Source organism: Cytobacillus sp. FSL R7-0680, from assembly GCF_038009245.1.
Taxonomy (GTDB): Bacteria; Bacillota; Bacilli; order Bacillales; family Cytobacillaceae; genus Cytobacillus; species Cytobacillus kochii.
In genome coordinates this window covers 3,000,355-3,012,422 of record NZ_JBBPAO010000001.1, presented here as the reverse complement: position 1 = coordinate 3,012,422, position 12,068 = coordinate 3,000,355, and the positions used below count along the sequence as shown (strand labels likewise).

General features: G+C 38.3%; 13 protein-coding genes. 5 read left to right on the top strand and 8 right to left on the bottom strand.

Translation table 11 applies throughout. The annotated features are described in order from the left end of the window. The first annotated feature begins 6 nt into the window (after window positions 1-6). From MKY26_RS15050 to MKY26_RS15030, 5 genes are all read left to right on the top strand, one after another. Complete coding sequence (locus tag MKY26_RS15050; protein ID WP_095371719.1) at window positions 7-558, top strand: glycerol-3-phosphate responsive antiterminator; 552 nt, start codon at window positions 7-9, stop codon at window positions 556-558. A 120-nt stretch (window positions 559-678) separates the two neighbouring features. Next, window positions 679-1,941 carry a PTS galactitol transporter subunit IIC gene (locus tag MKY26_RS15045; protein WP_095371720.1) on the top strand — a complete coding sequence of 421 codons (1,263 nt, stop codon included), beginning with the start codon at window positions 679-681 and terminating at the stop codon, window positions 1,939-1,941. 11 nt (window positions 1,942-1,952) lie between these two features. Then, the gene (locus MKY26_RS15040; RefSeq protein ID WP_340976638.1) at window positions 1,953-3,470 is read left to right on the top strand and encodes an FGGY-family carbohydrate kinase; all 1,518 of its coding nucleotides are present in this window, start codon (window positions 1,953-1,955) and stop codon (window positions 3,468-3,470) included. Further along, window positions 3,452-4,234, top strand: coding sequence for an SDR family NAD(P)-dependent oxidoreductase (locus tag MKY26_RS15035; protein ID WP_341098021.1), 783 nt, complete (start codon window positions 3,452-3,454; stop codon window positions 4,232-4,234). The genes MKY26_RS15040 and MKY26_RS15035 overlap by 19 nt, the downstream gene beginning before the upstream one ends. Before the next feature lie 14 nt (window positions 4,235-4,248). Continuing rightward, complete coding sequence (locus MKY26_RS15030; protein ID WP_307316051.1) at window positions 4,249-5,253, top strand: 2-hydroxyacid dehydrogenase; 1,005 nt, start codon at window positions 4,249-4,251, stop codon at window positions 5,251-5,253. An 84-nt stretch (window positions 5,254-5,337) separates the two neighbouring features. Here the strand turns inward: MKY26_RS15030 and MKY26_RS15025 are convergent, their stop codons facing one another. The 8 genes from MKY26_RS15025 to MKY26_RS14990 form a co-directional block, all read right to left on the bottom strand. Further along, the gene (locus MKY26_RS15025; RefSeq protein ID WP_340976636.1) at window positions 5,338-6,024 is read right to left on the bottom strand and encodes an N-acetylmuramoyl-L-alanine amidase; all 687 of its coding nucleotides are present in this window, start codon (window positions 6,022-6,024) and stop codon (window positions 5,338-5,340) included. Between the two features lie 259 nt (window positions 6,025-6,283). Further along, window positions 6,284-7,147: a GAF domain-containing protein gene (locus MKY26_RS15020; protein WP_341098018.1), complete on the bottom strand. Its 864-nt coding sequence runs from the start codon at window positions 7,145-7,147 to the stop codon at window positions 6,284-6,286. A 75-nt stretch (window positions 7,148-7,222) separates the two neighbouring features. Then, window positions 7,223-7,399 carry a hypothetical protein gene (locus MKY26_RS15015; RefSeq protein WP_341098017.1) on the bottom strand — a complete coding sequence of 59 codons (177 nt, stop codon included), beginning with the start codon at window positions 7,397-7,399 and terminating at the stop codon, window positions 7,223-7,225. An 89-nt stretch (window positions 7,400-7,488) separates the two neighbouring features. Next, window positions 7,489-7,689, bottom strand: a complete 201-nt coding sequence (locus tag MKY26_RS15010; RefSeq protein ID WP_095371726.1) for a cold-shock protein — start codon at window positions 7,687-7,689, stop codon at window positions 7,489-7,491. Window positions 7,690-7,921: 232 nt separating this feature from the next. Then, a complete protein-coding gene (locus MKY26_RS15005) occupies window positions 7,922-8,737 on the bottom strand; it encodes an ABC transporter ATP-binding protein (protein ID WP_341098013.1) in 816 nt (271 codons plus the stop codon). Continuing rightward, on the bottom strand, window positions 8,737-9,768 hold the full coding sequence (locus MKY26_RS15000; protein WP_251162210.1) for a FecCD family ABC transporter permease: 1,032 nt from the start codon (window positions 9,766-9,768) through the stop codon (window positions 8,737-8,739). Before MKY26_RS15000 ends, MKY26_RS15005 begins: the two co-directional genes overlap by 1 nt. Next, window positions 9,765-10,799 carry a FecCD family ABC transporter permease gene (locus MKY26_RS14995; RefSeq protein WP_307316040.1) on the bottom strand — a complete coding sequence of 345 codons (1,035 nt, stop codon included), beginning with the start codon at window positions 10,797-10,799 and terminating at the stop codon, window positions 9,765-9,767. Before MKY26_RS14995 ends, MKY26_RS15000 begins: the two co-directional genes overlap by 4 nt. Beyond that, window positions 10,792-11,856 (bottom strand): ABC transporter substrate-binding protein, encoded by a 1,065-nt coding sequence (locus tag MKY26_RS14990; protein WP_307316036.1) that lies wholly within the window; start codon window positions 11,854-11,856, stop codon window positions 10,792-10,794. The genes MKY26_RS14995 and MKY26_RS14990 overlap by 8 nt, the downstream gene beginning before the upstream one ends. Window positions 11,857-12,068: the final 212 nt, after the last annotated feature.

Below are 12,068 nucleotides of genomic sequence, written 5' to 3'. Positions count from 1 at the left end.
TGTCATATGTTTAATGAAAAAACAGTTATCCCATCCATTCGACAGTTAAAATATTTAGATGATGCTTTAAAGAGTCAGTCACCATTTATATTGTTATCTGATGTTCATATTGGGAACTTAGGTCAATTAACAAAAAGATGCCATGAACATAATAAAAAGGTACTTGTTCATATTGATTTAGTCGAAGGGTTAACAAAGGATGCAAAAGGAGTAAAGTGGTTGAAGGATTTATTTAAAGTGGATGGGGTCATTTCACCTAATCAGCGTGTACTTCAACAAGCGAGGAAGATAGGATTAATAGCAATCTATCGAATTTTTCTATTGGATTCACGTTCTTTTGAACAATCTCTCAGTGCTTTAAATGGATCGCAATTCGATGCAGTAGAAGTCTTACCAGGTCCATTTGCAACACAGTATATTAAACGTATTAGAGAGGTTTTACCACATACACCTTTGTTGGCAGGTGGATTTATTGATCAAAAAGAACAACTTGATTCTGTTTTTAAAGCTGGCTTTTTGGCTGTAACAACTAGTCAATCTTCTTTATGGTTATTTTGACAACAAAATAGATTTGAGGGTTCAGTGTCCATGAGAAATAACCCCCATAAGGAATTGGTATGTCTAGTACCGTTTCTTTGTGGGGGATTTTTTATTTAAAAAAAGTTTAGGGGGAGCGTTATGGAGCTTATAAATTGGGTTATTGATTTAGGTCCATCTGTCATGATGCCGATTATTTTCTTTCTATTGGCACTATGCTTTAGGGTACCTATTGGTAAAGCGTTTAAAGCAGCCATGCTAGTTGGGATTGGTTTTGTGGGTATTAATCTCATTATTACCTTATTGCTTGAAAGCATTGGACCAGCAGCAGAATCTATGGTTGAGCGTTTTAATTTGAACTTAACGATTATAGACCCAGGCTGGCCAGTAGCTGCAGCAATTGGTTGGGGGTCACCAATAGTGCCATTCGCTGTTTTTGGGCTTATACTAGTAAATATAATTTTGCTTTTCTTGAAGGCAACAAAAACAGTGAATATTGATATCTTTAATTTTTGGATTTTTATGATTGTTGGTGCAATTGTTTACACTCTATCAGGGAATATTTGGTTAGGAGTTATAGCATCGATTGTCCATTTTCTGGTAACACTCTATATCGCTGATAAGACGGCTTCACGTATACAAGAAGATTATCAATTAAAAGGGATTTCATTTCCGCATGGGACCACAGCCATTTTTGTTCCTGTAGGTATAGCGATTAATTGGATCATAGAAAGAATTCCAGGTTTAAGGGATGTAAAGGCAGATCCTGAAACGGTTACAAAGAAGTTTGGGATATTTGGAGAGCCCATGACATTGGGCGCATTAATTGGAACATTATTGGGGATTTTAGCTGGTTTCGATGTAGCTGCTGTCCTGACTCTTGGTATAACGGTTGCGGCAGTAATGGTTCTACTACCTAAAATGGTCGATGTGCTTGTTGAAGGATTAAATATTATTAGAGAAGCTGCCGAGACGTTTTTAAAAAGAAGGTTCCCAGATCGAGAGTTTTATATTGCGATGGACACGGCATTATTGATTGCAAGACCGTCGGTGTTAGCTACGGGTTTACTAATGATACCAACGACATTATTACTTGCTGTTATTTTACCAGGTAATCGTTTATTGCCATTCACTGATTTGGCATCGCTTTCATTTCTGTTTGCCATGTGTGCGCCCTACCTTAAACAAAATATGGTGAGATTATATATAACCGGAATAGCGATTATGACATTAGTGCTCTATATAGGGACCGATATAGCTGCTGGATTTACAGAAGCTGCTAACCTATCTAATGTCGCTTTACCTAGTAGTTTTCATAAAGAGACCGAGCTTGCTAATCTTGTTGGGGGAGCGACCACACCGTTAGGGTGGATAATTATTAAGATTGCTGGATTATTATCTTAGGGGGTAGAACAATGGAGAAGTATATTATGGGAATCGATAATGGAGGTACGATCACAAAAGCAGCATTATATACTTTGGGTGGCAAAGAAGTTGGCATAGCATCTAAGAAGACAAAAATGATTATGCCAAAACCCTATCATACAGAGCGTGATATGTATGAGTTATGGGAAGCGAATCTAGCAGTCATTCGAGAGTTAATTAATCATTGTTCAATTGATACAAGTAAAATTGTTGGTCTTGCGATTACTGGACATGGGAATGGTTTATATCTTTCAGATAAAAAAGGAGAGCCAGTATATAACGGGATTATCTCAACAGATAATCGTGCCAAGAAATATATAGAAGAATGGTACGGCGATAGTAATTTTGAAGAAAAGGTGCTACCAAAGACAATGCAATCTGTTTGGGCGGGTCAGCCTGTAGCATTACTGCGATGGTTAAAGGATTACCAACCATCTGTTATAGAAGAAGCAGATTATATATTTACAGTGAAAGATTATGTACGTTTTAAATTAACGGGCGAAGCTTTTTTAGAACTAACAGATGTCTCAGGAACAAATTTGTTAAATGTCCGTGACCGCTGTTATGATCAACAATTATTATCCTTTTTTGGTATCGACGATCTCATTGATAAATTGCCACCACTTAAACAGTCAACAGATTATTGTGGGGCCATTACTAAAGAGATTGCTGAAATGACAGGGTTACAGGAAGGGACGCCTGTAGCAGGTGGGATTTTTGATATTGCAGCTTCGGCAGTTGCCTCTGGTTTGGTAAAAGAAGACCGATTAGCGATTGTTGCAGGTACATGGAGTATAAATGAATATATTACGAAAAAACCAGTTATTGATTGTGAACTATTTATGACATCGATTTACTGCTTGGATGACTATTGGCTAACCACGGAAGCAAGCCCAACCTCAGCAAGTAACCTGGAGTGGTTTATTGATCATTTTATGATAGAGGAAAAACAACAATGTGCACTGACAGGACAATCGATTTATGATATTTGCAATGAGTTGGTGGAAGAAACGACACCAGAGGAGAGTCAGCTTGTATTCTTTCCGTTTTTATTCGGTTCGAATACAGTGCCACATGCGACATCATGCTTTATTGGAATGAATAGTTGGCATGAAAAGAAACATTTTATTCAAGCTGTTTATGAGGGGATTGTTTTTGGACATATCTATCATATTGAAAGATTATTAAAATATATTGAAAAACCTGAAGCCTCTAGAATAGCTGGCGGTGTGACAAAATCTGATGTGTGGTTACAGATATTTGCTGATAGCTTGCAAATACCATTAGAAATTGTTGAAGTAAAAGAACATGGAACGCTGGGAACTGCGATGTGTGCAGCCGTTATGAATGGGGACTACGAATCAATTAAAGAAGCGGCTGAAGCAATGGTGAAAGTGAATCGTATTATTCAACCTCGCCCTGAGAACAAGGCAATCTATGAAAAAAAATATCAACAATATAAACAGACACTAGCGAAAATGGAAGAGGTATGGAAGGTAGGGATATAAGAATGGATTTAGGCTTAAGAGGAAAAACAGCTGTTGTGACCGGCGCCTCTCGTGGCGTAGGCAAAGAGATTGCTAGAACCATCGGTAAAGAGGGGGCGAATGTGGTCCTTACTTACCAAGGGAACAGAGAACAAGCAGAGGCAGTAGTTAAAGAGATACAAGGATATGGACAAAAATCAGTGGCCATTCAACTCGACCTTTCGAATGAGAAAGCAGTAGCAGAGTTAATGGAAAAGGCAAGTGAACGGATAGAGGAATCGATTGATATTTTAGTGAATAATGCTGCAGTATGGCCAACCAATTATATTAAAGATATGTCCTTACAAGAATGGCAGAAGACAATCGGAATTAATCTTGATAGTGTGTTTCTAACTTCACAAGGGTTTATAAAACACTGTTTATTTCATAAGAAAAGTGGTCGTATCCTCAATATTACGTCACAGGCAGCGTTTTATGGCTCAACAACAGGTCATTCACACTATGCAGCTAGTAAGTCTGGGATGATTGCGTTTGCGATTTCACTTGCTAGAGAACATGCAAAGGATGATATTACAGTTAATAACTTGGCACTCGGTATTGTAGAAACCGATATGATTAAAGATTCCTTGCAGCAAAAAGGTGATTATTATGTCAATCGAATTCCAGTTGGGAGAGTAGCAAAACCAGAAGAAATGGCAGATATTGCAGCTTTTTTAGTATCAGAAAAATCTAAGTATATGACCGGGGCGACAGTTGATGCTACTGGTGGAATGTTAATGAGATAAGGAGAGAAGCACAGATGAAATGCTTAGCAATTGCGGATTTATTTATTACGAAGGAAATGATGGAACAAGGATTAAAAACTTTAATAGATAACGGTATCGAGCTGGCGATTCGAGAATGGCGACATGAGAATTTAGAAGCGTTGCAAAAGGATAATCTTGCTATTGAGCAACAAGGTAGTGAAGCAGTATGTTTACCAGAAAACTTATATGACGATATCGATCAGTATGAGGTGATTATTACACAATTTGCACCAATTGGTCAAAAAGTGATCGAGAAAGCCACAAATCTTAAATTGATAGGGGTTTTACGTGGAGGTGTAGAAAATATTCACATTAATGAGGCTAAAGCAAGAGGGGTAGAAGTGATTAATACACCCGGTAGAAATGCAAGAAGTGTAGCTGAATTTACGGTGGGGATGATTCTATCTGAAATTCGAAATATTGCCCGTTCACATGCTGCCTTAAAACAAGGAGATTGGCGCAAAGATTTTAGTAATGCTGATTTCGTACCAGAATTAGAAGATAGAACAATAGGAATCATTGGCTATGGTCATATTGGGCAACTTGTTGGCAAATTTCTAAGTGGGTTTGATACTAGAATTATTTTCTATGATCCCTATTTTCAGGGGGAAACGGCTTTTGAACAAGTAGATTTAGAAACTATATTGTCAGATTCAGATGTTGTGACTCTACATGGGAGATTAACGGAGGAAACGAAGCATCTTATCGGGTATGAACAGTTAGCGATGATGAAAAGTACTGCTGTTCTTATCAATACAGCTAGATCAGGACTAGTATGTGAAGAAGATCTTATTCGAGCATTAAATGAGAAACAAATTGCTGGTGCAGCGATTGATACTTTTGACCATGAACCTTTAGGAGAGGCTAGTCCGTTTTTAGATCTTGATAATGTAACAATTACTGCACATTTAGCTGGGAGCACAATAGACGCTTTTAAAAATACGCCAAAAAAGTTAGCTAAATCGATTGTACAATGGAAAGAAAGTCAGAAAGCATAAGAAAGTTTATATTCGAAAGAGGAAGTCGGGCTTGTTATGTTTAAGGGGCAGCCCGACTTTAACTTTTAATATAAAATAGTTGCTTTATTTCACCCGCAAAACTTGCCCAGGATAAATCGTATAATTAGCGTCTAATCCATTCCAGCTTCGAATTTGTGCAATTGTGCTTCCATACCTTTGAGATAAGGCGTAGACAGTATCTCCGCTGACAACTGTATGATAGATAGCTCCTCCTGATGGAACCAGGTTGAAGGCACGTACGAGTCCATTTACATGTCCCTGGGCAATGGCTTGAATAAATGACGCTTGTTTTAATTTGTTGGCATCAGCAACTGTGTCAATAAAACCGTTCTCTGTTAAAATAGCAGGCATATTGCTTTCTCTTAATACGTGAAAATTGGCTTGCTTTCTGCCACGATCGGCGTAGTTAACGACTTTCATTATTTCTTCATGGATGATATTTTGATAGGTTGTTGTAGGTGTGCCGGATCCAGGATAGATATAATCCTCATAGCCAGTACCGCCACCGGCATTAATATGAATGGATAAGAAGTAATTGGCCCCCCAAGCGTTGGCATCGTTTGTCCTTTGGGCAAGAGAAACGGTTTGGTCACCTGTTCGACTCATTCGTACCTCAGCATTACTATATCCTAATAATAAATCTCTTACCTTTGTAGCTATTTGTAGTGTAAGGTTCTTTTCCTGTAAACCATTACCTACTGCTCCAGGGTCAGTACCACCATGACCAGGATCGATATATATTTTTACCATATGAAAATACCTCCTTTTCTAATAGTTTTATGCAAAGGATGCATTTAGTGCTTGTACACTTAAACTACTTTTTAACCATTTGATTGATTCGCACAAGGAAGGTTAGTAGGAAGAGGTAGATTCTAAACAAGGCCATTAAAGAGGTATGGAGATATTTAGCTTATAAAAGCGGGAATGACTATGCTGTCAAAGAGAGAAGAGGAGACTTTCGTCTAATAGGAAGGTTAAGACATGGGAACGTGAAGAAGAGCAGTAGGAGTTACTGCTCTTCTTCACGTTCCACAATTTGATAACCTAATTTTTTTAGTCCATCTTCAATACTTCTGACAAATGTTACTTCTAGATATTGGAATTGGTCTCTCATTCTTGTTGAGCTAGCAAGTGCTGTTGGAATACCAGAAAGCATTACCTTCACGCCCATAAGTTTAAGAGCCGAGACTAATCGATTAAGTGCATCAGAAAATTCATAATTAGAGATTTGCATTTCAGATAAGTCAATGAGAAAAGAAGAAATTTTATGGCTTAATGTATAATTTAATGTATCTTCAAGAATTTTTCTTTCCCTTTTATCGTTGACGTTGCCTTGTAGTGCCAAGATAGCAATCCCTTTTGATATCGGAATAATGGGTACGCTGAGTAAATCAATATCTTCATAAAGGTCATCGAGTTCAATAATATAGGAGAGGACATCGGCAATGGACTGGACCATTTCCACTTGTTCATTGGTAAAGTTTTTTTCATCTTTATCCATTAAACAGAGCGTGCCGAAGTTTGATCCATCTGTGCGATTTAACGGAACCCCAATAAAGGCTTTCACACCAAGCTCATCGGTGATTTTTCGCTTTTTTGTTTCTTCATTAGCCATTAAATTCATCACGGTTTTCACAGGTTCATTATTTTCTAATACAAGTTTGCAATTCGATTCTTGATAATCAACAGCAATATCGTCTGGTATGATAAATTCCACTTTATTATAGGAATTAATAACAGTCATTTTATTGCCTACTTTTTTGGCTATATATGCAGAATTGACATCTAAGTTTTTAGTTAACAACTCAAATAATTTAGTAGACGTATCCACTAGTGATTGGTAAACTGTTTTATCCTTTACTTTACTGATCATCGAACATCTCTCCAAAATTGATTGATACTATAATTTTAGCATAAAAATAGAATCACTGATTACAGATGCAAGAACTTAATTCTTTTCGCGCTTTATCAATTCTTCTTCAAAGAAAAATGTACCAGGATATTTATTAACGACATAAGAGTATCTTTTCATATTTTTTACATACTGGCTTTTTGATATAATCACTTGCTCTTTCGTCCTTTTTATATTTACCATTTCCCCGATACGAAACATTTCTACGCTCATAATCTCAATCCCTTTCATTAGTGAAGATAATGTGTCCTTACCGTTAATGAAAAAAAGACTCCTAGATGGAGTCTTTTTTTCTATAGTAATTATGCTTTGTTAACGTTAGCTGCTTGAAGACCACGTTGACCTTGTTCGATGTCAAATGTAACTTTTTGACCTTCGTCTAAAGATTTGAAGCCTTCGCTTTGAATTGCGCTGAAATGTACGAATACATCTTCTCCGCCTTCTTGCTCGATAAATCCAAAACCTTTTTCTGCGTTAAACCATTTTACTGTACCTGTTTCCATGTTATCGTCTCCTGTTGTGGGGTTACCACAAATGTATTACTACCCTTGTTCAAACATACGATTTTAAGACAAAAAATTCCTTAGAAGAGATTTCCTCTCTCTCAATTTTACACCGAACAAAAATAATTATATTCATCATACCATTTATCAATGATATTAGCAAATACAGGAAGGTGTTATTTACTGTAAAAAAAAGAAACTCGCTCATTTTACAGAAGCGAGTTTCTTGTTCTTATAACGATTCATTTACTTGTACATGGTATCTGCCCCTAGGTACAACCATAGGTGAGAGGGAGACAGGGTCATTGATGACAGTGCAATCTAGACCAAAGACTTGTTTCACAAGATCAGTTGTGATGACTTGAGAAGGTTCACCTTCTGCGATGAGCTGCCCTTTTTCTAATGCGAAAATGTAATCTGCGTAACGTGCAGATAAGTTAATGTCATGCAAAACCATGACGATAGTTGTCCCGTATTTACGATTGAGATCGGTTAATAAATCTAAAATTTCTACTTGATAGGCAATGTCCAAAAACGTAGTCGGCTCGTCTAAAAATAAAATATCTGTTTGTTGTGTCAGTGCCATGGCGATCCATACTCGTTGTCTCTGACCACCAGATAGTTCGTCAATATTACGATCGGCAAGTTCTACGATATTCATAATTTCCATTGCTTCAGCTACCGCTTCATAATCCTTCTTAGACCAACCACTGAACATTTTCTGGTGAGGATAACGCCCTCTACCAACGAGATCAGTTACTGTAATTCCCTCTGGAACAATAGGGGACTGTGGTAAAATACCGAGTACCCGAGCGAGTTGCTTCGGTGGAATTTGATCAATTGATTTCCCATCAAGAATAACCTGACCGGACTGTGGTTTGATTAGCCTCGCCATCGTTTTTAACAAAGTCGATTTTCCACAAGCATTTGCCCCGATAATGACATTTATTTTATTGCTTGGAATCTCCACATCCAACCCATGGAGAATCGTTTTCTGATCATAACCGGCTATGACTTCCTTCGTTTCAAATTGGTGTATTGTTTTCATTATAAACTACCCTTTCGATTCATACGGATAAGTAAGTAAATTAGATATGGTGCCCCGAGTAATCCAGTAATAATACCAACAGGATATCTAGTTGTAAAAGCAAACTGACCAATCAAGTCAGCTGCTAAAACAAGATTCACACCAACGAGACCTGCAGGAATGACATTAGAATACCCGACACCAACTAGTCTTTTGGCAATCGGTCCAGCTAAAAAGGCAACGAAAGCAATCGGTCCGGTCGTTGCGGTGGCAATGGCTAGCATGGCAACCGAAGTTAGTACAAGGAGTATTCTTGTTTGATTCGTATTGAGTCCGAGCGATGTCGCCGATTCTTCACCTAATTCAAGAATGCCGAGCTGTCTACCCAAAATGGCAACAATAGGCGCGCATAGGATGACAGTAATCATTAATGGAATCGTTGAATCTAGCTGAGCACCATTCAAGCTGCCGTTTAACCATCGTAAGGCAGTAGGTATATCTTCTTGCGCCCCTCGCATTAATAGAAAAGAAATGGCTGCACTCAACATAGCTTGAATACCAATACCGACTAGTATTAATCGTCCGATGGAAAAAGATTTTCCTTTAGATAAAATAAAAATAAGGAAAACCGTTAATAATCCGGCAATGACAGATGCAATAGATACGACCGTGTTACTTGTATGGAAAATAAGAATACAAATTAGAGCAGCCACACTTGAACCAGCAGTAATACCCAGAATATCGGGGTTAGCAAGCGGGTTCCTTAGCATCGTTTGAAATGTATTCCCTGCTATGCCGAAAGCAATACCAGCAAAAAAACCAGCTAACATTCTCGGGAAACGGATTGTATTGACGGCAAAGGAAGCACCGCCAGCAGCATTCCCTGTTAGTGCACTCCAAATCTCTTGTGGCGGATAATAGGAGTTACCAAACATGAGCATGGCACAGCATAATGCTAAGGCTGTAGCAAAGAGTATGCTATTAATCAGTAACCAGCGCTGTCTTCTTTTTATTCGTCCTTGTTTAATAACGGTTAATAATGGATGTCTCATAGTGAACGCACCTTCATTCTAATCGCTAAAAATATTAATAAAGGCGCTCCAATAAAGGCTGTAACAACTCCAGCTTCTAACTCCCCTGGGCTACCGATGATACGACCAGCGATATCTGCGATTGTTAAAATGACTGCACCTGATATTGCCGACATGGGAATGGTGAATCTAAGATCAGCACCTAGAATGAGTCGCATCAAATGCATCGCTAATAAACCGACAAAGCCAATTGGACCGGCTAGCGCAGTTGCGGCACCACATAAAATGACCCCTGCAAATGCAGCGATTAAACGAATCATACCGGTTCTGACACCTTGTCCGGTAGCCACTTCGTCACCGAGTGCTAATGCATTCAAAGCAGAAGCAGTCATGATCGCAAGCAAAATCCCTGCAACTAAAAAAGGTAAAAAAGTGAGGATTAAGTTCCAGTTAGCAGATCCTACACTACCTACTTGCCAAAATCTAAATTGATCCATGACATATGTACGAGATAGCATAATGGCACTAACGAGGGAAGAGAGAGCGGCACTTGTTGCTGCCCCAGCTAAGACGAGCTTAAGTGGGGTCGCACCTGAACTCCCCATTGAACCAATTCCATATACAAAAATCGCTGTTAGCATAGCTCCAACAATCGCAAACCAAATATATTCAGCTGCACTGCTAATTTGAAAAAAAGCTATCCCACAGACGACAAAAAGCGCTGCCCCTGTATTTACGCCAAGAATACTAGGGTCAGCAATTGGATTTCTTGTTACAGATTGCATGAGTGCACCGGAAACACCAAGAGCAGCACCGCATAATAAACTAAAAATCGTACGAGGGATGCGTTCTTGCACAACACTTGAACTAAATGATTCTATTTCTGGGTGAAATAGACCGGTAAGTAACTCATTCCATGATACAAACCTTGCGCCAAATGCCAAAGAGGCAACAACACATAAGCATAGTAGAATGATAGATGCGACGAGCACAATTATCAAATGCTTTGGTAGATGCCTTTTTGGGACTTGCTTTTCAATTAAATTATTCATCAACTTTCTCAACCGCATCTGCGATTAATTCTAAGTATTCATCGATTGTATATTCGATAGAAAGCGGGTTAGGGTTCCCGGAAGCTGCAAGTGGTGTGTTGTTACCAATAAAGACAACCGATCCTCTTTCTATAGCTTTAATTTTGCCAAGACGAGCGTCTGCTTTTACTGCGTCATATGTGCTTTCATCATTATAACCGATGATAATATCAGCATCATTAAGTACATCAGCATTTTCAGCACTTAAAGATAAAGAGAATGCATTTTCATCTTGGATTAGATTGGTAATACTCTCAGGTGTTTCTAATCCCATTTCCTTTAGGAATGCCACACGTGGATCAGCAGGTGTATAGAGGTGGAACTGAGACAAATCGTTTGCTGAGAAGTTAGCCCAAACTACTTTTTTCCCCTTTAATTCAGGATACTCTGCAACTTTTTCCGCAACTAAATCCTCTGTATCTTTAATGAGTTGTTCTCCTTCTTTCTCCATACCCATCCCTTTGGCATTAAGAAGCACTTGTTCACGCCATGTTGTTGTCCAAGGAGTAGTTGGATATGCGACAACTGGTGCAATTTGTGTTAATAAATCGTAATCTTCTTGTGTAATTCCAGAGTAACCAGCAAGGATAACATCAGGGTTGGAGTCTGCAATCGCTTCAAAATCAAGACCATCTGTATCTTGATAAATATTAGGATCTTTAATATCAAGTTCTTCAAGTTTCTTCGTAGTCCATGGAAGTAAGCCACTACCATCTTCTACACCATAGTTTGCTGCAGAAAAACCGACAGGCTCAACGCCAAGGGCTAGTACAACATCATGGTTCGCCCATTGAATTGTTGCTACTCTTTCAGGTTTTTCTTCTATCACTGTTTCACCAAAAGCATGTTCAATCGTAATTGGATATTCTGTTTCGGATGATTGATCTGTAGTTGTTTCCGCCTCTTTATCTTTTTCATCTTCAGAAGCGGTTGATTCATTATTTGAGCAACCAATTAAGGCAAACATGGCGGTAGATACAAGTAATAGTAGTAATAAGAACGACTTCTTTGCTTTCATTTTTTTCCCCTTCTCTTCTATTAAACTGTGACAATCGTATGTAGTAATTTAATAACGATAATCATTCTCATTCAGTGTATAATTACCTAGAGTAGAAGTCAATCATTTTCGGAAATTTATAATAACTTTATCGGTGAAGGATTAAGGCAATCAAGCTATTTTTGATAGAATCCTGTCATGTGAAAAATTTACAAAAGAAGAAATCATTGTTT